Genomic DNA, 23,498 nt, shown 5'->3' on the forward strand with positions numbered 1-23,498 from the left:
GATGGCGGCCATCCACTCCACGGCAGTCATCGATCCGAAGGCCGAGCTCGACAGCTCGGTCGAGGTGGATCCGTACACCATCATCGGTCCGCACGTGCGCATCGGCGCTGGCACCAAGGTTGGCCCGCATGTGGTCATCGACGGCCACACGACGATCGGCAGCGACAACCACCTGTTCCAGTTTTCGTCCATCGGCGCGCAGCCGCAGGATAAAAAATGGGCAGGTGAGGCGACGCGCCTGGAAATCGGCGACCGCAACACCATCCGCGAATTCTGCACCTTCAACACGGGAACCGTGCAGGGTGGCGGCGTGACGCGCCTGGGCAATGACAACTGGATCTCGGCGTATGTGCACCTGGCGCATGACTGCCTGGTGGGCAACAACACGATCTTTTCGAACAACGCCCAACTGGCGGGCCACGTGGAAATCGGCGACTGGGTCATCATGAGCGGTTTCGCCAATGTGCACCAGTTCTGCAAGATCGGCGCGCACGCCTTTGTCGGCATGAGCACCAGCCTGACGCAGGACGTGCCGCCTTTCGTCCTCCTGAACGGCAATCCGGCGCAGGCCCACGGCGTGAATATCGAGGGGTTGAAACGCCGCGGCTTTACGCGCGAGCAGATCAACGGCATCCGCGCCGCGTATAAACTCATCTATCGCTCGGGACTGACCCTGGAAGAATCCAAGGCGGCCCTGTTCGAAGAAGAAGCGGCGTCGTCGCCCGAGGTGGCGGAACACATTCGCGCCATGCGCGAATTTTTGGGCGTGGCGTCGCGTGGCATCGTCCGCTGACCAGTCCAGCGGCCTGTCGGTCGCCATCGTCGCCGGCGAGGTGTCGGGTGACCTGCTGGCCAGCCGGCTGCTGTCCGGCCTCGTGCCGCAGCTGCCCGGCGCCCGCTTCCACGGCATCGGCGGCGAGCACATGGCCCAGCAGGGCTTTGTGTCCGACTGGCCGCTCGACAAATTGACCGTGCGCGGCCTGTTCGAGATCATTCCCCGCTACCGCGAAATCAAGGGCATCCAGAACGCGCTGCGCGACCAGCTGCTGGCGGAGCGTCCTGCCGTCTTCATCGGCGCCGATTATCCGGGTTTTAACCTGGGACTCGAGCAGCAGTTGAAGGAGGGCGGCATCCCCACCGTGCACTACATCGGACCGCAGATCTGGGCCTGGCGCGGTGGACGCATCAAGAAAATCATCAAGGCCGTCTCGCACATGCTGGTGATCTTCCCCTTCGAGGAAGAGATCTACCGCAAGGCAGGGGTGCCCGTTACCTATGTCGGTCATCCGCTGGCCGAAATGATTCCCCTGCAGCCTGACGAGACGGCCGCGCGCCGCACCTTGGGCTTGCCCGAAGACGCGAATGTCGTGACCCTGATGCCGGGCAGCCGCATGGGCGAACTCAAATACAATACCGTGGCGTTTGTCGGCGCCTGCAAGCTGCTGCTGGCGCGCGACCGCTCCCTGCGTTTCGTCGCGCCCATGGCCGGCGAGAAGCAGCGCCAGTATTTTCTACAGCTGATCCGTGAGGCGGGCTTGCAGGACGTCGAGATATTGCTCACGGATGGCGGCTCGCACACGGCCATCTGCGCCGCCGATGCGGTGCTGGTGGCCTCCGGTACGGCCTCGCTGGAGGTGGCGTTGTACAAGAAGCCCATGGTCATCGCCTACAAGATGATGCGCGCCTCGTGGGAAATCATGCGCCACATGGGCTACCAGCCATGGATCGGCTTGCCGAACATCCTGGCGCGCGATTACCTGGTGCCCGAGCTGCTGCAGAACGCGGCCAGCCCGGAAGCGCTGGCCGAGGCCATGTGGCAGCAGTTGAGCGACATTCCCGGCCGTCTGCGCCTGGTGCAGCGCTTTACGGACATGCACCACAGCCTGTTGCGCGACAGCGCGCGCGAAAGCGCCAACGCCGTCATGCAGGTCATTGCCGCCAACCGCAAGTAGTTCCTGATCACCGCTTCAACCGCAGTACCAACTAAAGATTCAACGTGAAAAATATCTATCCCGGCTTGTTTGACGACTTGCCATTCTCGCTCGATGAAATCATCTGCGGCGTCGACGAGGCAGGGCGCGGTCCGCTGGCCGGCCCCGTGTTTGCCGCCGCCGTGATCCTCGACCCGAACCAGCCGATCGACGGCTTGCGAGACTCGAAGAAACTCACCGAAGCCAGGCGCGACTTGCTGGCGCCGCAGATCAAGGCCAAGGCTCTGGCCTGGGCCATCGCCGAAGCGTCGGAAGAGGAAATCGACCGCCTGAACATCCTGCAGGCGTCGATGCTGGCCATGCGCCGCGCCGTCGAGGCTTTGACGACCGTGCCGACCCTGGCCCTGATCGACGGCAACCGCTGCCCCGTGATGCCGATACGCGGCATGGCCATCATCGGCGGCGACGACAAGGTTGATTCGATTTCCGCCGCCTCGATCCTGGCCAAGACGGCGCGCGACGCGGCGCTGGTGCACCTGCATGCGGCCTATCCCGAGTACTGCTTCGACCAGCACAAGGGCTATGGCACAAAATTGCACCTGGAGCGCCTGCACCTGCACGGCGCCTCGCCCGTGCACCGCCGCTCGTTCGCGCCCGTGCGCAACGTGATCGCCCTGTTCGGCGGGCAGGAGGTGGTCGCATGAAGACGATTACCTCGCGCGACAATGCGCAATACAAGGATTTATTGAAGCTGGCGGGCAGTTCGCAGGCGCGCCGCAAGTCGGGCCGCACTTTGCTCGACGGCGTGCACCTGTGCCAATCCTACCTGCAGCTGCGCGGCATGCCGGAGCAGTGCATCGTCAGCGAAAGTGCCTTGCAGAACCCCGAAGTGGCGGACATCGTCGGCCAGCTGGAAAGCCAGCGCGCGCACGTACTGGGCTTGCCCGATGCGCTGTATAACGCGGTGAGCCAGGTCGAGCACGGCGTGGGCGTGATGTTCCTCATCGAGACGCCGGAACGGGCCGTCACGCAGCCCCTGAGCGTGTCGGCCGTGCTGCTCGATAACCTGCAAGACCCGGGCAACGTGGGCTCCATCCTGCGCAGCGCGGCCGCCGCCGGCATCACGCAGGTGTACTGCAGCGCCGGTACGGCCTTCTGCTGGTCGCCCAAGGTGCTGCGCGCGGCGATGGGCGCGCACTTCGTGCTCGACATCTTTGAAAACGTCGACCTGGCGGCGTTGGTTTCCGGCGCCAAGGTGGCGACGCTGGCCACCAGCGGCTACGCCACGCAGCGCCTGTACGATGTCGACCTGTGCCAGCCCGTCGCCTGGCTGTTCGGCCATGAAGGGCAGGGCGTGGCCGACGACCTGCTGTCGATGGCCACGCACCAGGTGGTCATTCCGCATCTGGGGCAGATCGAATCCCTGAACGTGGCCGCCTGCGCCGCCGTGTGCTTCTTCGAACAGCTGCGCCAGGGCCAGTCCTGACACTTTCACACCGAGGCCCGCCATGCCTGATTATCCGGTTTTTCCTTTGCTCGCCGACGGAGCCGCACGCGACGAGGCCTGGTGGCGCCAGGTTGCCGCGTTCTATCCCGCACCGCCGGACGCCATCGTCAATCTGGAACACGGCTATTTCGGCGCCATGGCCGCGCCCGTGCAAGCGGCCTTCGAGCAGGCCGTGCGCTACACCAACGAGCAACTGAGTCCCTTCGTGCGCGGCGAGTTTACGCGCACGCATGTGGATATTCTGCGCCAGCGCGTCGCCGCGCTGATCCATGCGCAGCCGCACGAGATCCTGCTGACCCGCAGCGGCACCGAGTCCATGCAGGTGCTGATCACGCAATACCACGGCCTGGCGCCCGGCGATACGGTGCTGTGGAGTAATCTCGACTATCCGGCCATGCGCACGGCCATGCGCTGGCTGGCGCAGCGCCGTGGCGTCACCAGCACGCAAGTCACCTTGCGCTTGCCCATCGGCGATGACGAGATCATCGCCCGTTATGCGCAAGCCATGCGCCAGGCCGTCAAGCCCAAATTGCTGCTGCTGTCGCAGGTGACGCCGGCCAATGGGCAGCAACTGCCGCTGAAGGCCATCATGGCGCTGGCGCGCGAACACGGCATCGACGTGCTGCTCGACAGCGCCCATGCGCTGGGGCAGGTCGACGTCGACGTGCAAGCCATGGGTGTCGATTTCGCCGGTTTCAATCTGCACAAATGGCTGGGGGCGCCGGCGGGACTCGGTGTCGTGTATATCCGCGCATCGCAGCTGCACAAGATCGAGCCGCATTGTGGCGACGACGATTATCCGCTTGACGATATCCGCAGCCGCCTGCACATGGGCATGCCGCCGATCGGCGCCATCCTGGCCGCGCCCGCCGCATTGGACTTCCATGCGCGCCTGGGCGGTACGCCGGCCAAGACGGAACGTCTGGCCTGGCTGCGCAATTACTGGGTCGAACGGGTGGCGCAGTTGCCCGGCGTGCGCATCCTGTCGCCGCTCGATGTAAAACGCGGCACGGCGCTCGTCGCCTTTGCCGTCGACGGCATGGAGGCGCGCACGCTACAGCAAGCCTTGCTGCAGCGCTTTGGCATATTCACCGTGCAGCGCAATATCGGCGATGCCGACATCGTGCGCGCGACGGTAGCCGTCACGACCACAACCGCTGAACTGGACCAATTGGTGGCGGCGCTGACGGTGCTTTCGAGAGAAACGAACACCTGACCAAACCGTAGCGAGCGCACGCGCAGCAGGTTTGGTCAGGCGTTCTAGTACTCGCGGCGGTTCGGCTTGATCTCTTGCAGGATCGTCGTGGAGATCTCCTCGATCGACTTGGTGGTCGAGGAGAGCCAGCGGATGCCTTCGCGTTTCATCATCTTTTCCGCCTCGTTGACCTCGTAACGGCAGTTTTCGATGGCCGCATACTTGCTTCCAGCGCGTCTTTCGTTGCGTATTTCCGACAAACGTTCGGGCGTAATGCTCAATCCGAAAATTTTATTCTTAAATTCCAGCAGCGCCGATGGCAGCTTGTCGCGCTCGAAATCGTCGGGAATCAGCGGATAATTGGCTGCCTTGATACCGTATTGCATGGCCAGATACAGGCTGGTCGGGGTCTTGCCAGAGCGCGAAACACCCACCAGAATGACATCGGCCGAGGACAGGTTCTTGTGCGACTGGCCATCGTCGTGCGCCAGCGAATAGTTGATCGCCTCGATGCGGTTCTTGTATTCCTCGCTGTCGACGATGTTGTGCGAACGCCCGATGGTGTGGGTCGACATCACGCCCAGTTCCTGCTCCAGCGGGGCGACAAAGGTCTGGATCAGGTCCATGTGCATGCCGCTGGACTTGCGGATCACGGCCGACAGGTCGTTCTTCACCAGGGTGGAGAAAATGATCGGGCGCTGGCCATCGGCGGCGAAGGCTTCGTTGATCTTGCGCGCCGCATCGTAGGCCTTGTCCATGGTATCGATGAAGGGCAGGCGGATCTGGCGGAAGCGCAGATCGAACTGCGTCAGCACTGAGTGGCCGAAGGTCTCGGCGGTGATGCCGGTGCCGTCGGAAACGAAGAAGACGGTGCGGGCCGCAGGGGGCAGGGGAGGGCGTGGTTCTTGTGTCATGGGTCTTCGGATCGAGATTGTGCGTCGTCAATTTGCGCCGCACAAGGTAAAATGGCTGCAACGGTATGATTGTGCTGCACGACGCCAAGAATAACAAGAAGACTGTCTGTGCGCCGCGCGTAAAGATTTCTATCATCAGTAAGGGTGTCATTATGACCAACGCAGTATCGCAACAGCAGGAAGACAAGGACGCGGTGTATGTTGCCTCGTTCGAGCATTTGCGCATGACGGATGTCGAATCCGTCGGCGGCAAGAACGCCTCCCTGGGCGAAATGATCAGCCAGCTGGCGGAAGCCGGCGTGCGCGTGCCCGGTGGCTTTGCCACCACGGCGCAGGCATTCCGCGATTTCCTCTCGTATAGCGCCAACGGCGGCTTGCCGCTGGCCGAACGCATCGCCCAGCGCCTGGAAGGACTGGACATCGATGACGTGCGTTCGCTGGCGCAAGCCGGTGCCGAGATCCGTCAATGGATCGTCGAAACGCCATTCCAGCCACGCCTGGCTGCCGAAATCGACCAGTTCTATGCCAAGCTGGTGGCCGATTCCGATACCGAAATGTCGTTTGCCGTGCGTTCCTCGGCCACGGCGGAAGACTTGCCGGACGCCTCTTTTGCCGGTCAGCAAGAGACCTTCCTGAACGTGGTCGGCATCGACAACGTGCTCGAGGCCATGAAACAGGTGTTCGCGTCGCTGTACAACGACCGCGCCATCTCGTATCGCGTGCACAAGGGCTTTACACACGCCGAAGTGGCCTTGTCGGCCGGCGTGCAGCGCATGGTGCGTTCCGACCTGGGCGCGGCCGGCGTGATGTTCACCATCGATACCGAGTCGGGCTTCAAGGACGTGGTCTTCGTCACTTCCAGCTATGGCCTGGGCGAGACCGTGGTGCAGGGCGCCGTCAATCCCGACGAATTCTATGTGCACAAGCCGATGCTGGAAAAAGGCAAGTCGCCTGTAATCCGCCGCAATATCGGCTCGAAGCTGCTGAAAATGGAATTTACGAACGAAGCGAAAGCTGGCCGTTCCGTGAAAACCGTCGACGTGCCTGTCGAAATGCGCAACCGCTACTCGCTGAACGACAGCGAAGTGGTGGAACTGGCAAAATACGCCGTCATCATCGAGAACCACTACGGCCGTCCGATGGACATCGAGTGGGGCAAGGATGGCCGCGACGGCAAGCTGTACATCCTGCAGGCGCGTCCTGAAACCGTCAAGTCGCAGCAAAAGGCGACCGACGTGCAGGAACGCTTCAAGCTGAAAAGCACCGGCACCGTGCTGACGTCCGGCCGCGCCATCGGCCAGAAGATCGGCGCCGGCCCCGTGCGCGTGATTCACGACCCGGCCGACATGGAGCGCGTGCAGCCAGGCGACGTGCTCGTTGCCGACATGACGGACCCGAACTGGGAACCGGTCATGAAACGCGCGTCGGCCATCGTCACCAACCGTGGCGGCCGTACTTGCCACGCAGCAATTATTGCCCGTGAACTCGGCGTGCCTGCCGTGGTCGGCTGCGGCGACGCGACCGACGTGCTGAAAGACGGCACCTTTGTCACCGTGGTCTGCTCGGAAGGCGACGAAGGCAAGATCTACGACGGCTTGCTGGAAACGGAAGTGTCGGAAGTGTCGCGCGGCGAATTGCCGAAGCTCGACACCAAGATCATGCTCAACGTGGGCAATCCGCAGCTGGCGTTCGACTTCCAGTCCGTGCCGAACGCGGGCGTGGGCCTGGCGCGCCTGGAATTCATCATCAATAACAATATTGGTGTGCATCCGCGCGCGATCCTGGAATACCCGAACATCGACGCCGACCTGAAGAAGGCCGTGGAATCGGTGGCGCGCGGCCACGCTTCGCCGAAAGCGTTCTATATCGACAAGCTGGCCGAAGGCATCGCCACCATCGCCGCCGCGTTCTGGCCGAAAAAAGTCATCGTGCGCCTGTCCGACTTCAAGTCGAACGAGTACAAGAAGCTGATCGGCGGTTCGCGCTACGAGCCGGACGAGGAAAACCCGATGCTGGGCTTCCGCGGCGCGGCGCGCTACCTGTCGGCCGACTTCTCCGAAGCGTTCAACATGGAATGCGAAGCGATGAAGCGCGTGCGCAATGACATGGGCCTGACGAACGTGGAAATCATGGTGCCGTTCGTGCGCACCCTGGGCCAGGCCGAGAAAGTCATCGACTTGCTGGCGAAAAATGGCCTGAAGCGCGGCGAGAACGACTTGCGCGTCATCATGATGTGCGAAGTGCCGTCGAACGCCATCCTGGCCGACCAGTTCCTCGACCATTTCGACGGCTTCTCGATCGGTTCGAACGACCTGACCCAGCTGACCCTGGGCCTGGACCGCGATTCCGGCATGGAATTGCTGGCCGCTGACTTCGACGAGCGCGATCCTGCCGTGAAAGCGCTGCTGGCCCTGGCCATCAAGGCTTGCCTGGCACGCGGCAAGTACATCGGCATCTGCGGCCAGGGTCCTTCCGACCATCCGGACTTCGCCGTCTGGCTGATGGAGCAGGGCATCGAATCGATGTCCCTGAATCCGGACTCGGTGATCGACACCTGGCAAAAGCTCGCTGCGCTGAAAGCGTAAGCGTCTTTATTGCCCTCTGAAAACCCGCTGCCGCTCACCCGGCAGCGGGTTTTTTTATGCCTGCCATGCGGCGCACGGCAGTATTCGATGGGCTTGCGCCAGATCAGCTAAAATGATTCCACCAATACATTGAAACGGGAGTTCACATGGCAAGCAAGAAACCGAGCAAAGTGGCAAAGATCGACATCGGCATTTCCGAAGCGGACCGCGCGAAAATTGCGGAAGGCCTGTCCGGCCTGCTGGCCGACAGCTACACCTTGTACCTGATGACCCACAATTTTCACTGGAACGTCAAGGGGCCGATGTTCAACACCCTGCACCTGATGTTCATGACGCAATACACGGAGCAGTGGGCCGCGCTGGACCTGATCGCCGAGCGCATTCGCGCCCTTGGCTATCCGGCACCGGGCACCTACAAGGAATTCGTCAAGCTCGCGTCGATCAAGGAAATCGACGGCGTGCCGCCGGCGCTGGACATGGTCAGCCACCTGGTATCGGCGCAGGAAGCGACCGCGCGCACGGCGCGCCGCTTGTTCCCGCTGCTGGAAAAAGCCAATGACCAGCCGACGGCCGACCTGATTACGCAGCGCCTCGATTTGCATGAGAAGACGGCGTGGATGTTGCGCAGCCTGCTGGAGGAGTAATTGGCTGGCCTGGCGGCGCTAATTCGCCCTTGGCTATTGACGTCATCCGGAATTGCGTTAGACTGCTTGTATATAGGTGTTTGGCAAGAATAATATCAGGCAGTACTGCGCATTAAACCCCGTCGCTTATATAGGCTGCGGGGTTTTTTATTTTGGATTCACAAAGATGGAGGCATCATGGCTGAATGGGGAGGCTGGTTTGTGGCGGCTGGCGCGGTATTGATCCTGGAGCTGTTTACGGGCACGTTTTATCTGCTGATGATCGCCATCGGTATCGGTGCCGGCGGATTGGTGGCGCTGGCGGGCGGAAATGGCAGCTGGCAGGCCCTGACGGCCGCCGTGGTCGGCGTGGTCGCCACGCTGTTATTGCGGCGCAGCCGTTTTGGCAGGGCGGGGCGGCGCGATGCGGCGCAGGATCCGAATGTGAATCTGGATATCGGCCAAAGCGTGTCGGTCGCGCATTGGGTCGATGGCGCGGCGCGCGTCATGTATCGCGGCGCCTTGTGGGATGTGGAACTGATACCCGGCAGCGATACGCAGGCCGGTCATTACACCATACGTGCCGTGCGTGGCAGCCGTTTGATTGTTGGATAACCTGGAGAATAGATTATGGAAGTAAGTATCGGAAGCATGTCGCTGATCTTGTTATTGCTGGCGTTGGTATTTGTTTTCAAGACGGTCAATGTGGTGCCGCAGCAGCATGCCTGGGTGGTGGAGCGCTTGGGCAAGTTCCATGCGGTATTGGGTCCTGGCCTGAATATCGTCGTGCCTTTTGTCGACCGCATCGCTTACAAGCATGTGCTCAAGGAAATCCCACTCGACGTGCCGCCGCAGGTGTGCATTACGCGTGACAATACGCAATTGCAGGTTGATGGCATTTTGTATTTCCAGATTACCGATGCCATGCGTGCTTCTTATGGTTCGTCGAATTATATTGCCGCCATTACGCAACTGGCGCAAACGACCTTGCGTTCGGTGATCGGTAAAATGGAACTCGACAAGACATTTGAAGAACGCGACCATATCAATACGGCCATCGTGAATGCCATCGATGAATCGGCGGCGAATTGGGGCGTCAAGGTATTGCGCTATGAAATCAAGGATTTGACGCCGCCCAAGGAAATCTTGCATGCGATGCAGGCGCAGATTACCGCCGAGCGCGAGAAGCGTGCGCTGATTGCCGCCTCGGAAGGGCGCAAGCAGGAGCAGATCAATATCGCCAGCGGCGAGCGTGAAGCGAATATTGCCCGTTCGGAAGGCGAGAAGCAGGCATCGATCAACCGCGCCGAAGGCCAGGCCACGGCCATCGTTGCGCTGGCGCAGGCCAGCGCCGAAGCGTTGCGCCAGGTGGGCGCCGCCATCCGCGAGCCGGGTGGTGAAGATGCCGTCAACCTGAAAGTAGCCGAGCAGTATGTGGGCGCCTTCGCACAATTGGCGAAAACGAATAACTCGATTATCGTGCCGGCCAATCTGGGCGATATGAGCGGTTTGATCGCCACGGCGATGCAGGTGGTAAAAACGCAGAAGCCGAAAAGCGGCGTGGCTATTCCGTGATTGCCTGCAGCTTGGGTGAATAGCAAATCCGTAGCAAGTTTGTTGTTAATACTGCCCGCTGTATAGCGGGCAGTTTGCATTTGCGCCGCCATGATTATCTGGCGGCAGCAGGGGGAGGAGTATCTGCGGGTGAATGCGTAACGCTGATAATATTTTCTTCATGCTATGCTGTGCGCACTTTCTGGATTATGTACTGTCGTGCGGCGCTGATTTCTTTGATTGGCGTAAAATGTGCCGCGCATGCCTGGCGACGATTGCACCGATGTCCGCAGCGGATGTCGGGGCGGGGTTTAAAGGCGATGCGCGATTGGCGATAGTATTGACTCATGTCTATTTTTGAATTGCAATTTAGAATTACTATAAATTGCAATGAAACAAAAAGTACTGCAGAATAAATGCGGGCGATGGCGCTGTATTGCATCGCTGCCGCACAAGGCAGAGGTCGAGGTGCTTGCGCAGACGGTCCATGTGCGATGGCCCCCCTTGATTGATGATTTGCATCGTTTGAAAGCCGGGGGCAGTCGGTTTTTTGGTAAAAGAATTGTAAAAAACAATCAAATCTTTAGAAAAATCACCGCAGTCGCGTTACAATTGGATAGAATTTAACTGTTCAGTTATATTTTTCAACTCACACAAGGAAATATCATGGATCTGTCCAGCTTATCCCTGTCCGAACTGCGCACCTTGCAGGACGACATCAAGAAGCAAATGAAGAAACGCGAACAGGACGATCTGTCCAAAGCGCGCGAACAAATCCTGGCGATTGCCCAGAGCGTCGGCGTTTCCGTAAAAGACCTCGTTGGTACGGGCATCCGCGCTAAAACCGGCACGGTTGCGGTGCGCTATCGCAATCCGGATGATGCGACGCAGCAATGGACTGGCCGTGGCCGTCAACCGAAATGGGTCAAGGAATGGACCGATTCGGGCAAGTCGCGTGATCTGCTGAAGGTTTGATTCTGAAGGCTTAAAAAACCGTTCATTCGGATGCTTGTCCTGTGGAGTCGTGCAGGGGTAATACCAGGCAGCACGCAAGCATCCGGAACTTTACTGTTGTCTTGGGCCAGGCAGGCCAAGCTGATGTATATCGCCGTATCTCCATGGCATTTTCGCCGCTCCCCGTCTTTTTCCTGCCTTATCTCTTTCCTTTCCCTGTTTTACTCCCGTCGCGCTGAGTTTTTCCGCTGGCCGCAGGTAATCGGCAAAATAAAACCCGGCATATAGCCGGGCTTGCTGGTATCGGCGCAGCATGCTGTGCGCAGTGCCGGATCAGCGGCGGTGCGACTTCATTGCCGCCTGTACTTCGCGCGCGCCATCGCGGTCGCGTTCCGCCGCCCGCTTGTCGTGCTGTTTTTTGCCTTTGGCCAGACCGATTTCGCATTTCACGCGGCCGCCCTTGTAGTGCAGGTTGAGCGGCACCAGGGTATAGCCGGAGCGTTCCACCTTGCCGATCAGTTTATCCATTTCCGCGCGGTGCAGCAGCAGCTTGCGCGTGCGTACGGCTTCCGGGTGGATATGGGTGGAGGCGGTCGGCAGGGCGCTGATATGCGCGCCGAACAGGAAGAGTTCATCGCCGCGGACGACGACGTAGGCTTCCTTGATTTGTACGCGGGCGTCGCGGATGGCTTTGACTTCCCAGCCCTCCAGTACGATGCCCGCTTCGTAGCGATCCTCGATAAAGTAGTCGTGGAAGGCTTTTCTGTTGTCTGCTATGGTCATGAGATGGTAAATGTGCGCGGGTCGGTTAAACTACTGTCTCGCGCAAGCGCGATAAAATCAAATGTATCCAACATCATAGCAAATGGTTCTTCAATGGCAGTAGTACATAAATCAGTTTTTCTCGGCTATAGCGCCGAACAAATGTTCGCGCTGGTGGCGGCGGTGGAGGATTATCCCAAATTCCTGCCCTGGTGCGGTGCGGTCGAGATTCGCGAGCGGGGCGAGAACACGGTTGTCGCCAGCGTGGGCATACATTACCACGGCGTGCGCCAAAGCTTCACCACGTCCAACGAGAACGTGCCTCCGACTTCCATCAAGATGAAGCTGGTGGACGGTCCTTTCAAGACCCTCGACGGCGTATGGACCTTCAAGGTCCTGCGCGAAGATGCCTGTAAGATCGAACTGGACCTGCATTACGAGTTTTCCAGCCGCGTACTGGAACAGATCATCGGCCCCGTCTTCGGCATGATCGCCAACAGCATGGTCGATTCCTTCTGCAAGCGCGCGGAGACGGTATATGGCTGAGGCCAGCATTCACGTGCAAGTCTGTCACGCCTTGCCGGATAGCAGCTTCCTGCGTGCCCTGACGGTGCCTGCCGGCACCACCATCGAGCAGGCGGTGACGCGGAGCGGCTTGTTGCAGGCCATCCCCGGCATTGACCTGGCCATCAATATGGTGGGCATCTATGGCAAGAAGAAGCCTTTGGATACCGTATTGCACGAGCATGACCGGGTGGAGGTCTACCGGCCCTTGCAAGCCGACCCGAAAGAAGCGCGCCGGCGCCGCGCCGGCAGCAAACCTGCCAAGGCCTGACCTGGCAGCGCATCTTCAGGTGCGGGGCCGGGCAGCCAGATGAAGGGCGTATCGCTGCCTGGCGCCGCGCCTTAACACATTGCCCTGGAAGCGGCGGTGATCATCAAGTGCGGCTTGCCTCGATGCCTCCATTCAAAGCGGCCAGGAAGCCTCCGGCTTCCCCTCTTCAGTAGCTCATTCTTTCGTAGATCGATGCCGTGCCGCACATCCGCAGCTGACCCGGATGGTTGCATTATGACGCCAAAGTTTTGCCAAATAGCAAATATTGGATGCTACGATAGTCGAATCGCCAAGGAGGATGTATGGGATTCGCCAATAAATTTGTAGCGTCGTTGCGTTCGTCAAACTTGAGGGATGACGCGTTTCATCACGGATTGGACGTGATCGCGGCTGCTGCGCTGGCGGGCGACCTCGGTGCTTTGCTTTGTCGCGTGAAATACGCGGATGTCCTCGTCGACAGCCAATCCGATGGCAACAGCGGTAACCTGGTGCAATTGCTGCGGATATGGACGGCTGCGGTGACGGAAAAGGGCCAGGCGCGCCGCTGGGTCAGGATCAATTCCGAACGAGATATCTGCACGGCGCAGGCCCTGTATAAGCGGGTTGCCCATGCGTCGCTGGCATATTGGCTCGATGACAGGTGCAAGCCATGCAAGGGCACCGGCATGTCGCCCACAAGTTTGCGCGATTGCACGGCATGCACGGGCACGGGCAAGGCCGAGGTGGAGTGTGCCGGCGGTTTTGAGCGCGAGCGTATCAAGGATATGGTCAGCGAGCTTGCCGCCACGGTCGCCCGCCATGCGGAGCGCTCCAGGCGTCGTTTGCGCTAGCGGCGCTGCATGGCGCCGGCAGAAATGGGCATATAAATCCCGAAAACTGTGTTTATATACAGTGTTTTTGTGTTAGGATCCGCATATTGCATTTCAGTAAAAGTTCTTCCGGTACCCCGCGCCGCACATGCAGCGCCGATAGCTGGAACAGAGGAGCGTAAGCGGGCGGCACAGGAGCTGCTCACCCCACGCGTGTCAGTTGCTCTTGCGTGCAGTGCGGAGTGCACAAATGGCTGAGCGATCGCTCGCTGTTTGCTTTATTTATTTTATATTTTGTTTTCTCCGTCTTCATTTGAGCAGGGCCCGCTTCGGCGGGCTTTTTTATTGCCGCAACGATAAGCGGTGCAAGGCCGGAAGGCCAGCCATTGGGCGGAATGCCCGGAAAGAGAGACCATGCCGTTCAAATTCAACGCAGACGGGAGTATTGCAACGACGGGCGAGGGGCGTGGTAAGCGCCCGATCTTTATCTATCCCGATGGCCGCGAAGCCGCCTTTGATGCCGATGCGGCCGTCGCCGCCATCGGCAGGCTCAATCGTGAAGCCCAAGGGCAGCGTGAAGCGAAAGAGGCTGCGCAGCGGCGCTTGAGGGAGGCTGGCGGCGCCGTACCGGCTTGACGCGGGGCGGCGTGTTTGGCCCGTCTCGTGCGGTTTTTATGAAGGTTATGGGAGCGAGGGTGCCCGGATGGGTGCTGGTGTCATGGGCTGGATGGCCCGTCTGTATTTCACTTTGATAAAACTGACATGAAAGGCTATACGCCATGAGCAATAATACTATCAGCGCGATGCCGTCGCGTCTCATGCCCGAAAGGCTTGCGCCGCTTTTTCAGGCGGGGGAGGGACGGACGCTCGCCTGCGGCCAGCCTACGGGCATCTTGCGCGGCCTCAGGAATTCCGGCCGCATGGTCGCCAATTTTACCAGTGGCGTGTGGACCGTCGCCGGCGGCATTCCCGTGCTGACCCAGGGCTACACCGGTTATGATGCGACTGGCAATGCTGTAGGCATCACCAGCCGTACCGGCCAGACGGAGCTGCTGCGCTGGTCTCCGACGGTCAATGTGACGCATGAAATCAAATTGGCAAACTTTGCCGCTTCCGCACGCGTCAAGGAGCTGAAAGGCAAAATCGGCCTGTGGGTTTATGTTGACAACCTGCCCGGTTATGAGCCCGGCGGAACCCCGGCCGGTTCCATCGGTTTCACATTGACGACGGATGCCGCCGGCTCGAATGCGAATGCGCTGACGGTGGGGTTCAATTCGAACCAGGTGCGCGAGGGCTGGAACTTCCTCAAATTCGTCATGCGCGATCCGAACGCTTATGTCAGCGGTTCCGGTGTCACCGAATATCATCCCTTCGGTGTGCTTGGCGGTTCCTATCGCACAGGCGCGGCGGCAAACATCAAGGATGCGGCCATTACCGGCATGAAAATCGACATGTCGAACATGGCCGGGGCGGATGTGTACTTTGATTCCATCTGGACGGATTTCGACACGCAAGCGCAGATCGTGCTCGGCACCGATTCCGTCGGCGCTGACATGGCCAGCTATTATCTGCCCATTTTCGATTCCTACAAATGGAAGGGCTATGTCGCGGTGCCAAAGCGCATTTGGCTGAATGGCGACAAGGTGGTGAGCGACTGGAGCGGCGTCAATCCGTTCTTGCAAGTCGCCTATGACGCCGGCTGGGAGTGCATCAACCACACTACCAATCACCTGGGCGGCGCCGATGCCATGAGTACGATTACGTCGCCCGGTGCATTGCTGTATGAAGTGCTTCCGGTGACGGCTTTGTACCTGAACTCCGGCATGACGCGTGGCCTGGAATTCTATGCCTCGCCGCAATCGTCCAGCAGCCGCCTGTCAGAAAAGATCATCAAGGGAACGGGCATCAAGATGCAGCGCCACGCGCGCAAGATCAATGTGAGCGTGACGCCGTTTGGCATCGATAACCCGCATCACGTTGGCGCATGTGATTGGGGAAGCGCGACGGCCAGCGGGATTGCCAAGGTGACCGGCGGTGTCACCGGGCATATCCCCGGCTGGCAAAAAGCATCGCAGATCAAGCGCATGGCCGATGTGATCGTTGCCTATGGTGATACCTGGTTTCCCTTCTGGCATGGCGTCACCGCACTGGGCGATACGGGCAGCGGCGAGGATGCCACCGGCGACAACTTGCTGTTGACCAAGTCGGCATTTGAAAAATCGTGCGAGTACATTCGTCAGTTGCAACTGGCTGGCAGCTTGCGTTTTTGTGATGGTTTTACGGGCTTTTATTACGGGACGGGACAATAATGAACATCCATGACATCGAATGGCGCAGCTATTGCTGCGGCGACGCCTGCCAGTATGCGGAAGTGGCGACCGAAGCGGGCTTTCTGCAGGTGAAAACCAGCCACGAAGCGGCGGACTCATCCTACTTGGTCAGGCGCTATGGCAAGGATCGCATGCCGCTGGATGCGGACTATGTCCCCATGACCGTTGCCGAGCTTGAGGGCGAATTGCAGCGCGCATAAGTCCACATCGCCGCCGCGGCCGCAGCCGAGCCTGGCGACCGGCCCGGGCGGTACTGCAGGCCCTGTGTTGCATGGCGCATCAATGACAAATCCGATCCGGCGGGGTCACGCCGGATCCTGCTTGCAGCCTTGCAAAACGCCGTTGTGAGACGGCAAGCATGGTGCTGCGGCCTGCGGTGGCATGCGGATAAAACAGCAGAGGATCCGCTTACCTGTCTGCTCGTGTCTGCGGCAACGCCGCTGGAGCAGTGGAAGTTTGCCGAAGTTCAAGACAAAGTTCCTGGATTTCTGTATAATCTGCTTTTGCGCCAATAGGAAATGCTATGCGTCTACTTCAAAAAGCACTCACATTCGATGACGTGCTGCTCGTCCCAGCCTACTCCAACGTTCTTCCCGCCGATACGTCCCTCAAAACTCGCCTGACCCGCAATATCACCTTGAATATTCCCTTGCTGTCCGCAGCCATGGATACGGTGACGGAAGCCCGTCTGGCGATCGCGATGGCCCAGGAAGGCGGCATCGGCATCATCCACAAGAATTTGAATCCGAAGGACCAGGCACGTGAAGTGGCCCGCGTAAAACGTTTCGAAGCTGGCGTGCTGCGCGATCCGATCACGATTCCGCCGGACATGAAAATCCGCGACGTGATCGCCCTGACGGAACAATACGGCATCAGCGGTTTCCCCGTTGTCAAGGGCAAGGAAGTCGTCGGCATCATCACCAACCGCGACTTGCGCTTTGAACAGGAACTCGACGCGGAAGCCTCCGCCAAGATGACCCCGCGCGAAAAACTCGTCGTCGTCAAGGAAGACGCCGATACGGCCGAAGCCAAGCGCCTGATGAACAAGCACCGCCTGGAGCGCGTGCTGGTCGTCAACGACGCATTCGAATTGCGCGGTTTGATCACCGTCAAGGATATCCAGAAGTCGACTTCCCACCCGTTCGCGTCGAAAGACAGCCAGGGCAAACTGCTGGTCGGCGCGGCCGTCGGCGTGGGCGCCAAGGATGAAGAGCGCATCGACCTGCTGGTCGCCGCCGGCGTCGACGTGCTGGTGGTCGACACGGCCCACGGTCACTCGCAAGGCATTCTGGACCGCGTACGCTGGATCAAGACCAAGTACCCGCAAGTGGAAGTGATTGGCGGCAACATCGCTACCGCCGCCGCCGCCAAGGCGCTGGTGGAATACGGCGCCGACGCGGTCAAGGTCGGCATCGGTCCTGGCTCGATCTGCACCACGCGTATCGTCGCCGGTGTGGGCGTGCCGCAAATCACGGCCATCTCGAATGTTGCCGAAGCACTGGAAGGCACGGGCGTGCCATGTATCGCCGACGGCGGTATCCGCTTCTCGGGCGACATCTCGAAAGCGCTGGCCGCTGGCGCCTCGACCGTCATGATGGGGTCGATGTTTGCCGGTACGGAAGAAGCGCCAGGCGAAGTGATCCTGTACCAGGGCCGCAGCTACAAATCGTACCGCGGCATGGGTTCGCTGGGCGCGATGTCCGATGGTTCGGCTGACCGTTATTTCCAGGACGCCACCATGAAGGCCGACAAGTTCGTGCCGGAAGGTATCGAAGGCCGCGTGGCCTACAAGGGCAGCGTGCTGGCGATCATCTTCCAGCTGGTGGGCGGCGTGCGTCAATCGATGGGTTACTGCGGTTGCGCGACCATCGACGAACTGCGCGAAAAGGCGGAATTCGTGGAAATCACCTCGGCCGGCATGCGCGAGTCGCATGTCCATGATGTGCAAATCACGAAAGAAGCGCCAAACTACCGCTCCGAGTAAGCGCAACAGGAAAAATTGCCCATGGCTGCGTTACAGTGCCTCGCCGTACTATTCGTACTGTCTTCGGCACCGCGCCTTGCCCTGAACAATTTTTCCGCTGCGCTATAGCGACAGACCAGACCGGCGCCCAGTGCGCCGGTTTTGCAATTGACCCTGAATAAAGCCCCGACCATGCACTCTAAAATCCTCATTCTCGATTTCGGTTCCCAAGTCACCCAGCTGATCGCCCGCCGCGTGCGCGATTCCGGCGTGTTTTCCGAAGTCTTCCCGTATGACGTCAGCGACGAATTCGTGCGCAACTATGGCGCCGCCGGCGTGATCCTGTCGGGCAGCCACAATTCCACCCTGGACGGCGACTCGCCGCGCGCGCCGCAAGCCGTGTTCGAGCTGGGCGTGCCCGTGCTGGGCATCTGCTACGGCATGCAAACCATGGCGGCCCAGCTGGGCGGCAAGGTGGAAAACGGCCTGGTGCGCGAATTCGGCTACGCCGAAGTGCGTGCCCGCAGCCACACCAAGTTGCTCAACGGTATTGCCGACTTTGTCACCGACGAAGGCCATGGCATGTTGAAAGTGTGGATGAGCCATGGCGACAAGGTGCTGGAAATGCCGCCAGGCTTCAAGCTGATGGGTAACACTCCGAGCTGCCCGATCGCCGCCATGGCCGACGAAGAGCGCCAGTTCTACGGCGTGCAATTCCACCCGGAAGTGACGCACACGGTGCAGGGCAAGGCCATGATCGGCCGTTTCGTGCATGAAATCTGCGGCTGCAAGTCGGACTGGAACATGCCCGACTACATCAGCGAAGCGGTGGAAAAAATCCGCGCGCAAGTGGGCACCGATGACGTCATCCTGGGCCTGTCCGGCGGCGTCGATTCGTCCGTGGCCGCTGCCCTGATCCACCGCGCCATCGGCGACCAGCTGACCTGCGTCTTCGTCGACCACGGCCTGCTGCGCCTCGACGAAGGCAAGATGGTGATGGACATGTTCGCCAAGAACCTGGGCGTGAAAGTCATCCGCGTCGATGCGGAAGACCAGTTCATGGGCCACCTGGCCGGCGTCACCGACCCCGAGCAAAAGCGCAAGATCATCGGCCGCGAATTCGTCGAAGTGTTCCAGGTCGAGTCTGGCAAGCTGGTCAACGCCAAATGGCTGGCGCAAGGCACGATCTACCCGGACGTGATCGAATCGGCCGGCAAAGGCAAGAAGGGCCAGACCATCAAGAGCCACCACAACGTGGGCGGCTTGCCGGACACCATGAAGCTGAAATTGCTGGAACCGCTGCGCGAACTGTTCAAGGATGAAGTGCGCAAACTGGGCGTGGCCCTGGGCTTGCCGCATGACATGGTCTACCGTCACCCATTCCCTGGTCCGGGCCTGGGCGTGCGCATCCTCGGCGAAGTCAAGAAAGACTACGCCGACCTGCTGCGCCGCGCCGACGCCATCTTCATCGAAGAGCTGCGCAACACGCCGTACGAATTCGTCGCCGGCCAGGCCGTCGACCCGGACGCGCTGCCAGCGAACTGGTATGAAGCGACGAGCCAGGCGTTCGCCGTCTTCCTGCCCGTCAAGTCGGTGGGCGTGATGGGCGATGGCCGCACCTACGAGTACGTTGTGGCCCTGCGCGCCGTGCAAACGCAGGACTTCATGACGGCCCACTGGGCGCACTTGCCGCACAGCTTGCTGGGCAAGGTATCGAACCGCATCATCAATGAAGTGCGTGGCATCAACCGCGTTGTCTACGATATTTCGGGCAAGCCGCCTGCGACCATCGAGTGGGAATAATCTCCCGTCCGGCAGCGTAAGGTAACGCAGGGTCAATGCAACAGCTAAGCCCCTGATTTTTCAGGGGCTTTTTTTATTTTGTCTGGCAAACCCAAGCAACCCATGGCAGAGCCAAGCACGCTTTTTTGTGGGTATTTTTAAGGGGACTCAACTTGCCGTGGGGAATATTTAGCATTTGGTTCTTACTGTTCATTTTCACCGCGAGGGTATCAATGAGGGTATTTTTTATGTCAAGTCATTGATTTTAAATACTGCTTTTCGCAATTGAGCGAGCCGAGAGGCTCGTGATGACCAGGCCACCGCCAGCGCACAAAATAACTCATACGTGTGGTAATTCGGTTTTAGATTGATGACATTGATACGTTTGCTTTTGGCCGCTAGCTGAAGTCCAGAGGATGGAAATCCGACATTGCTTTACGCAACAAAGGACGAGTATCTACATCTTCATTGTTACCGATTACTTGCCCTGGATGCATATACTCTCCTTCATCGAAGGCCTGGTACACCGCCCAAGAGTATGAAGGAAAATCTTCAAGTGGCGCCCAGGCGGACAGTGCATTCATCGCACAATCAGCAATGTCGAAGTCAATCGAACCTGCAAGATATCTTTCCTCAATTTCTTTCGGAAAAATGTCAGAAAAATCACTTCTTGACGCGCCATGAACAATGAATGGGGCATTGAGCTCTGCGATGACCTGGAAATGCCCCCCGTGCATGTGGCGAAGAATATTGTCCATGTTTTTCTCGATTAATTTAACGGCCCCTCTTGGCTGCAGATCCAATCGATCAACGCAACGCTTTAACTTAAATGCATCGTTGCAGAGCGGAGATGATGCGGAAGAGAACTCGAATCGATTGCACCGGGCCCCGCGAAACCCGAGATTAACGTCGCAATGGATTTTGCCATGGGAACGTTAATGCACGAACCTGCCGAAGCTCAAGTAGCTTATGCAGCAGCGCTGCAGGAGTCTCTGCAGGGCAGGGAGATAGACAGGTCAAACCCGATCTCACGGTTGGATCAGCCAGCTACGAGATCGTGCACCAGAAGTCTGGCAGGGTGCCCAGGGGCTCAATACCATCCATCGGGCTCTCATTTCTAAGAAATATGGATCCAGGGTAGCCATGGAGCCCCTCGTTATTCACGCGATAATTCAAAAAAGACAATATTTTCGGGTGTATTTTCGCACTGGGGAACATTTTTTATTATAGTTATTGTACTATTTCTGTTTGCTGGAGCCATTATGAAACATCAACATTTCCAAATGCCACCCAAAGAGGGCTCGAAGAAGTGTTAATGCCCTCAATGCACTTGCAGCGCCCACTGAAAGTCATGCTTGGAAAGAACTAGGTAATCGTTTCTTCGACAGTGCTAAGGAAGCACGGGAAAATTCCGAGGCGTTCACCTGTTGCCTGTTTGGTGGAGTCTGCCTGGGACGCTCTGTTGACTTGGCACGTGCCAAAAATGTGGCAGCGGGTGGTCAACACTAAGGGAATGACACTCGATAGGCTGTACCGGTTATGCCGGGGCAAGCTCATCGCTACCAGCGCCGCCAAATACAGCACAGCTCGAACAGAGGCCCAGCCGGCAGAGCGCGAGGCATCGAGCGCTCGCTGCAAGTGGCAGCGCGGCAGGCCGCAGTCACTGAATCGGGGCTAGTTGGCACGCGGCCTTTGGTGACGAGCACGATGTGGCTTATTTCGCGGCAAGCACCGGCGCTGGGATCTGCCTCAGCATCAAGTTGCGGATAAGGATGGACACGAAGGTCAGCGCCAGGAAGACCAGGCCACCCAAGATGATCGACCGGATACCCATGCCAGCAATGAACATGCCGCCGATCGTGGTACCCAGAGTGATCCCGATATTGCCGAAGGACAGAAACAGGCCCGTCGCCAGTTCGGGGCTGTCGGGTAGAGCCGAGGCGATCCAGTATTGCTGGAAATTGTTCCCGGCGCCGTAGACCAGGCCCCAGAGGCAGGCCAACACGAGCATCGTCAAGGTGGAGGCTCCGACGAAATACAGGGAGATATAGATGACGCCCAGCACGAACGGGAAGAGAAACACGGCCCGCAGCGGGTTCGTGCTCAGTAGCCGGCCCGCCACAGGATTGCCGCAGATGCTGGCCAGGCCGAACAGCAGCAGGGTGAGGCTCAGCGTGTGTGGCGCCAGCTGCGCGACGTTTTTCAGATAGTCGGCCACGTAGCTGTACACGCTGGCCATCGAGGCAGCGATCAAGGCCACGGTAGCCAGGGAAATCCACATCAGGCCGCTACGCAGCAGGCTCAGCTGCGTGCCGTAGGCAACCCTGGAGCCCACCGGCATCGACGGCATGGCCAGCAGGGTGAACATGAAAGCGACCGCATTGACGGCGGCGAAGAATAGCATGACGGCGGAAAACGAGGTCGCGCCTGCGATCAAGCTGCTTATCGGCACCCCGAATACCATGCCAGCCGAGACACCCATCATGATCCTGGCCACAGCCTTGGAAGCGTCGCGCGGGCCTGCCGTTTTTGCAGCGATGGTGAAGGCCAGGGTGCAATAGACGGGGTGGCATAGCGCGGGGATCAGGCGCGCCAGCAGCAGCACGGTGAAATTGTCTGTCACCATGCAGACCAGGTTGCTGAGTACAAAGATCCCTTGCACCCCTAACATGGCTGTTTTCCGGTTGACGCCGGAGAACAGCAAGGGCATGACCGGTCCCGCCAGCGCCACGCCCAGCGCGAAGATACTCACCAGCCATCCCGCCCGCGTCACGCTGACGTGAAAGGTGTCCGCGATCAGCGGCAGGATGCCGACGACGCCCAGTTCCGTGGTCAGGATGCCAAAAATACCAAAACTGAGTTTCCAGACCAGCGCCTTGTGATGATTTTCCATAGTTTACATATCATGTAAGAATTAATACCGGCCTGCCGGAGGGACGCTGGCGCCGTACTGTGCGTCGCTGACCTGCTCCATCCAGGTGACGTTGTTGCCATCGGCAGTGCCGGTCAGCGCCAGATGGGTCATGGGCGCCGATGGCGTGGCGCCGTGCCAGTGCTTGACGCCGGGAGCGCACCACAGCACGTCACCGGGCTGCAGTTCGATCACCGGTCCGCCCCACGCTTGGGTCCGGGCGGTGCCGGCCACGATCACCAGGCGCTGGCCGGTGGGGTGGGTATGCCAGGCCGACCGCGCGCCCGGCTCGAACGTGACGAAGCCGCCGGTGAGCGGTGCCTCTCGGGTCGGCTCAAACAGGGGCGTGATGCGCACCCGGCCCGTAAAAAAGCGTGTCGGCGCGTCGATGGTCGGACGCGTTGCTGCTGGTGAAATCTCCTGCTGCAGCGCTTGCGCGCTGGCGGCGAGAGGCGCGGACAGCAAGGCGGAGGCAAGCAGGGCGACACTGGCGGGGAGGTGAAACGGCATGCGCTTTCCTTTCTGTTAATGGGGACACTGCGGGGGATACTGCGCGAACACTTGCTTGACGGCGGGCAGTGCCGAAAAGACGCTGGGCCAGCCAGCGTAGAACGCCATCTGCGTCATTGCCTCTGACGCCTGCTCTTGCGTTAAGCCGTTGTCCAACGCGCGGTTCAGGTGGTAGCTCAATTGCGCCACCTGACCGTTGGCGACCAGCGCGCTGACCGTCACCAGGCTGCGGTCGCGCGGCGCCAGGCCTGGACGCAGCCACAGGTCGTGAAACAACACGTCGGTGGTGTATTCCACCACGCCCGGCGCCGTGGCACCGACGCTCTGCATCAC

Annotated in this window: 25 protein-coding genes; 19 read left to right on the forward strand and 6 right to left on the reverse strand. The window is 59.7% G+C overall.

The window, feature by feature from the left end:
• Window position 1 precedes the first annotated feature (1 nt).
• The 5 genes from lpxA to AC1RJW_RS15630 are packed head-to-tail and all read left to right on the forward strand — an operon-like array spanning window position 2 to window position 4,654.
• Window positions 2-793: an acyl-ACP--UDP-N-acetylglucosamine O-acyltransferase gene (lpxA, locus tag AC1RJW_RS15610; RefSeq protein WP_493045706.1), complete on the forward strand. Its 792-nt coding sequence runs from the start codon at window positions 2-4 to the stop codon at window positions 791-793.
• Window positions 777-1,952, forward strand: a complete 1,176-nt coding sequence (gene lpxB / locus AC1RJW_RS15615; protein ID WP_493045707.1) for a lipid-A-disaccharide synthase — start codon at window positions 777-779, stop codon at window positions 1,950-1,952. The genes lpxA and lpxB overlap by 17 nt, the downstream gene beginning before the upstream one ends.
• A 44-nt stretch (window positions 1,953-1,996) precedes the next feature.
• Window positions 1,997-2,635: a ribonuclease HII gene (gene rnhB, locus AC1RJW_RS15620; protein ID WP_305051659.1), complete on the forward strand. Its 639-nt coding sequence runs from the start codon at window positions 1,997-1,999 to the stop codon at window positions 2,633-2,635.
• Entirely contained in the window at window positions 2,632-3,417 is a 786-nt protein-coding gene (locus tag AC1RJW_RS15625) for a TrmH family RNA methyltransferase (protein ID WP_493045708.1), read from the forward strand. Before rnhB ends, AC1RJW_RS15625 begins: the two co-directional genes overlap by 4 nt.
• A 22-nt stretch (window positions 3,418-3,439) precedes the next feature.
• On the forward strand, window positions 3,440-4,654 hold the full coding sequence (locus AC1RJW_RS15630; protein ID WP_493045709.1) for an aminotransferase class V-fold PLP-dependent enzyme: 1,215 nt from the start codon (window positions 3,440-3,442) through the stop codon (window positions 4,652-4,654).
• Between the two features lie 44 nt (window positions 4,655-4,698).
• Here the strand turns inward: AC1RJW_RS15630 and ppsR are convergent, their stop codons facing one another.
• A complete protein-coding gene (gene ppsR, locus AC1RJW_RS15635; protein WP_326458628.1) occupies window positions 4,699-5,547 on the reverse strand; it encodes a posphoenolpyruvate synthetase regulatory kinase/phosphorylase PpsR in 849 nt (282 codons plus the stop codon).
• A 152-nt stretch (window positions 5,548-5,699) separates the two neighbouring features.
• Here ppsR and ppsA point away from each other — a divergent pair, with 152 nt between their 5' ends.
• The 6 genes from ppsA to AC1RJW_RS15665 all read left to right on the forward strand — a co-directional run bounded on the left by ppsA (window position 5,700) and on the right by AC1RJW_RS15665 (window position 11,284).
• Entirely contained in the window at window positions 5,700-8,132 is a 2,433-nt protein-coding gene (gene ppsA / locus AC1RJW_RS15640) for a phosphoenolpyruvate synthase (RefSeq protein ID WP_493045710.1), read from the forward strand.
• A gap of 146 nt (window positions 8,133-8,278) precedes the next feature.
• Window positions 8,279-8,776, forward strand: coding sequence for a Dps family protein (locus tag AC1RJW_RS15645; protein WP_034752224.1), 498 nt, complete (start codon window positions 8,279-8,281; stop codon window positions 8,774-8,776).
• Between the two features lie 177 nt (window positions 8,777-8,953).
• On the forward strand, window positions 8,954-9,370 hold the full coding sequence (locus AC1RJW_RS15650) for an NfeD family protein (RefSeq protein WP_493045711.1): 417 nt from the start codon (window positions 8,954-8,956) through the stop codon (window positions 9,368-9,370).
• A 15-nt stretch (window positions 9,371-9,385) separates the two neighbouring features.
• The gene (locus AC1RJW_RS15655) at window positions 9,386-10,330 is read left to right on the forward strand and encodes an SPFH domain-containing protein (protein ID WP_326458630.1); all 945 of its coding nucleotides are present in this window, start codon (window positions 9,386-9,388) and stop codon (window positions 10,328-10,330) included.
• Between the two features lie 369 nt (window positions 10,331-10,699).
• Complete coding sequence (locus AC1RJW_RS15660; protein ID WP_493045712.1) at window positions 10,700-10,936, forward strand: hypothetical protein; 237 nt, start codon at window positions 10,700-10,702, stop codon at window positions 10,934-10,936.
• A 39-nt stretch (window positions 10,937-10,975) separates the two neighbouring features.
• Window positions 10,976-11,284 carry an H-NS histone family protein gene (locus tag AC1RJW_RS15665; protein ID WP_010397665.1) on the forward strand — a complete coding sequence of 103 codons (309 nt, stop codon included), beginning with the start codon at window positions 10,976-10,978 and terminating at the stop codon, window positions 11,282-11,284.
• Between the two features lie 312 nt (window positions 11,285-11,596).
• On the opposite strand, the gene smpB is transcribed toward AC1RJW_RS15665, so the two are convergent.
• Entirely contained in the window at window positions 11,597-12,046 is a 450-nt protein-coding gene (smpB, locus tag AC1RJW_RS15670) for an SsrA-binding protein SmpB (protein ID WP_034784131.1), read from the reverse strand.
• A 93-nt stretch (window positions 12,047-12,139) separates the two neighbouring features.
• Here smpB and AC1RJW_RS15675 point away from each other — a divergent pair, with 93 nt between their 5' ends.
• The 8 genes from AC1RJW_RS15675 (at window position 12,140) to guaA (ending at window position 19,765) form a co-directional block, all read left to right on the forward strand.
• Window positions 12,140-12,571 (forward strand): type II toxin-antitoxin system RatA family toxin, encoded by a 432-nt coding sequence (locus tag AC1RJW_RS15675; RefSeq protein ID WP_493045713.1) that lies wholly within the window; start codon window positions 12,140-12,142, stop codon window positions 12,569-12,571.
• Window positions 12,564-12,860 carry an RnfH family protein gene (locus AC1RJW_RS15680; protein WP_493045714.1) on the forward strand — a complete coding sequence of 99 codons (297 nt, stop codon included), beginning with the start codon at window positions 12,564-12,566 and terminating at the stop codon, window positions 12,858-12,860. Before AC1RJW_RS15675 ends, AC1RJW_RS15680 begins: the two co-directional genes overlap by 8 nt.
• 302 nt (window positions 12,861-13,162) lie before the next feature.
• Window positions 13,163-13,690 carry a hypothetical protein gene (locus AC1RJW_RS15685; RefSeq protein ID WP_493045715.1) on the forward strand — a complete coding sequence of 176 codons (528 nt, stop codon included), beginning with the start codon at window positions 13,163-13,165 and terminating at the stop codon, window positions 13,688-13,690.
• A 393-nt stretch (window positions 13,691-14,083) separates the two neighbouring features.
• Complete coding sequence (locus AC1RJW_RS15690; RefSeq protein ID WP_493045716.1) at window positions 14,084-14,305, forward strand: hypothetical protein; 222 nt, start codon at window positions 14,084-14,086, stop codon at window positions 14,303-14,305.
• A 143-nt stretch (window positions 14,306-14,448) separates the two neighbouring features.
• The gene (locus tag AC1RJW_RS15695) at window positions 14,449-15,978 is read left to right on the forward strand and encodes a hypothetical protein (RefSeq protein WP_493045717.1); all 1,530 of its coding nucleotides are present in this window, start codon (window positions 14,449-14,451) and stop codon (window positions 15,976-15,978) included.
• Window positions 15,978-16,199 carry a hypothetical protein gene (locus tag AC1RJW_RS15700; protein WP_493045718.1) on the forward strand — a complete coding sequence of 74 codons (222 nt, stop codon included), beginning with the start codon at window positions 15,978-15,980 and terminating at the stop codon, window positions 16,197-16,199. Before AC1RJW_RS15695 ends, AC1RJW_RS15700 begins: the two co-directional genes overlap by 1 nt.
• A 323-nt stretch (window positions 16,200-16,522) precedes the next feature.
• Window positions 16,523-17,983, forward strand: a complete 1,461-nt coding sequence (gene guaB, locus AC1RJW_RS15705) for an IMP dehydrogenase (RefSeq protein WP_326458636.1) — start codon at window positions 16,523-16,525, stop codon at window positions 17,981-17,983.
• Window positions 17,984-18,154: 171 nt separating this feature from the next.
• Window positions 18,155-19,765, forward strand: a complete 1,611-nt coding sequence (guaA, locus tag AC1RJW_RS15710; RefSeq protein ID WP_101480991.1) for a glutamine-hydrolyzing GMP synthase — start codon at window positions 18,155-18,157, stop codon at window positions 19,763-19,765.
• 377 nt (window positions 19,766-20,142) lie between these two features.
• Here guaA and AC1RJW_RS15715 read toward each other — a convergent pair whose 3' ends face one another.
• The 4 genes from AC1RJW_RS15715 to AC1RJW_RS15730 form a co-directional block, all read right to left on the reverse strand.
• On the reverse strand, window positions 20,143-20,502 hold the full coding sequence (locus tag AC1RJW_RS15715) for a hypothetical protein (RefSeq protein ID WP_493045720.1): 360 nt from the start codon (window positions 20,500-20,502) through the stop codon (window positions 20,143-20,145).
• A gap of 956 nt (window positions 20,503-21,458) precedes the next feature.
• Window positions 21,459-22,637, reverse strand: coding sequence for an MFS transporter (locus tag AC1RJW_RS15720; protein WP_493045721.1), 1,179 nt, complete (start codon window positions 22,635-22,637; stop codon window positions 21,459-21,461).
• 21 nt (window positions 22,638-22,658) lie between these two features.
• Window positions 22,659-23,165 (reverse strand): (R)-mandelonitrile lyase, encoded by a 507-nt coding sequence (locus tag AC1RJW_RS15725; RefSeq protein WP_493045722.1) that lies wholly within the window; start codon window positions 23,163-23,165, stop codon window positions 22,659-22,661.
• Between the two features lie 15 nt (window positions 23,166-23,180).
• Window positions 23,181-23,495, reverse strand: coding sequence for a carboxymuconolactone decarboxylase family protein (locus AC1RJW_RS15730; protein WP_493045723.1), 315 nt, complete (start codon window positions 23,493-23,495; stop codon window positions 23,181-23,183).
• Between the last annotated feature and the right edge of the window lie 3 nt (window positions 23,496-23,498).

The sequence above is a fragment of the Janthinobacterium sp. GW822-FHT07A03 genome, assembly GCF_058798815.1.

Coding starts and splice junctions, on each gene's coding strand:
- AC1RJW_RS15675 (WP_493045713.1), top strand. CDS start 12,140: ATGGCAGTAGTACATAAATCAGTTTTTCTCGGCTATAGCGCCGAACAA.
- guaB (WP_326458636.1), top strand. CDS start 16,523: ATGCGTCTACTTCAAAAAGCACTCACATTCGATGACGTGCTGCTCGTC.
- AC1RJW_RS15700 (WP_493045718.1), top strand. CDS start 15,978: ATGAACATCCATGACATCGAATGGCGCAGCTATTGCTGCGGCGACGCC.
- AC1RJW_RS15685 (WP_493045715.1), top strand. CDS start 13,163: ATGGGATTCGCCAATAAATTTGTAGCGTCGTTGCGTTCGTCAAACTTG.
- AC1RJW_RS15725 (WP_493045722.1), bottom strand. CDS start 23,165: ATGCCGTTTCACCTCCCCGCCAGTGTCGCCCTGCTTGCCTCCGCCTTG.
- AC1RJW_RS15625 (WP_493045708.1), top strand. CDS start 2,632: ATGAAGACGATTACCTCGCGCGACAATGCGCAATACAAGGATTTATTG.
- ppsR (WP_326458628.1), bottom strand. CDS start 5,547: ATGACACAAGAACCACGCCCTCCCCTGCCCCCTGCGGCCCGCACCGTC.
- ppsA (WP_493045710.1), top strand. CDS start 5,700: ATGACCAACGCAGTATCGCAACAGCAGGAAGACAAGGACGCGGTGTAT.
- AC1RJW_RS15665 (WP_010397665.1), top strand. CDS start 10,976: ATGGATCTGTCCAGCTTATCCCTGTCCGAACTGCGCACCTTGCAGGAC.
- AC1RJW_RS15715 (WP_493045720.1), bottom strand. CDS start 20,502: ATGGACAATATTCTTCGCCACATGCACGGGGGGCATTTCCAGGTCATC.
- AC1RJW_RS15730 (WP_493045723.1), bottom strand. CDS start 23,495: ATGCAGAGCGTCGGTGCCACGGCGCCGGGCGTGGTGGAATACACCACC.
- AC1RJW_RS15650 (WP_493045711.1), top strand. CDS start 8,954: ATGGCTGAATGGGGAGGCTGGTTTGTGGCGGCTGGCGCGGTATTGATC.
- AC1RJW_RS15645 (WP_034752224.1), top strand. CDS start 8,279: ATGGCAAGCAAGAAACCGAGCAAAGTGGCAAAGATCGACATCGGCATT.
- AC1RJW_RS15655 (WP_326458630.1), top strand. CDS start 9,386: ATGGAAGTAAGTATCGGAAGCATGTCGCTGATCTTGTTATTGCTGGCG.
- AC1RJW_RS15630 (WP_493045709.1), top strand. CDS start 3,440: ATGCCTGATTATCCGGTTTTTCCTTTGCTCGCCGACGGAGCCGCACGC.
- AC1RJW_RS15680 (WP_493045714.1), top strand. CDS start 12,564: ATGGCTGAGGCCAGCATTCACGTGCAAGTCTGTCACGCCTTGCCGGAT.
- AC1RJW_RS15720 (WP_493045721.1), bottom strand. CDS start 22,637: ATGGAAAATCATCACAAGGCGCTGGTCTGGAAACTCAGTTTTGGTATT.
- lpxA (WP_493045706.1), top strand. CDS start 2: ATGGCGGCCATCCACTCCACGGCAGTCATCGATCCGAAGGCCGAGCTC.
- smpB (WP_034784131.1), bottom strand. CDS start 12,046: ATGACCATAGCAGACAACAGAAAAGCCTTCCACGACTACTTTATCGAG.
- AC1RJW_RS15660 (WP_493045712.1), top strand. CDS start 10,700: ATGAAACAAAAAGTACTGCAGAATAAATGCGGGCGATGGCGCTGTATT.
- AC1RJW_RS15695 (WP_493045717.1), top strand. CDS start 14,449: ATGAGCAATAATACTATCAGCGCGATGCCGTCGCGTCTCATGCCCGAA.
- guaA (WP_101480991.1), top strand. CDS start 18,155: ATGCACTCTAAAATCCTCATTCTCGATTTCGGTTCCCAAGTCACCCAG.
- AC1RJW_RS15690 (WP_493045716.1), top strand. CDS start 14,084: ATGCCGTTCAAATTCAACGCAGACGGGAGTATTGCAACGACGGGCGAG.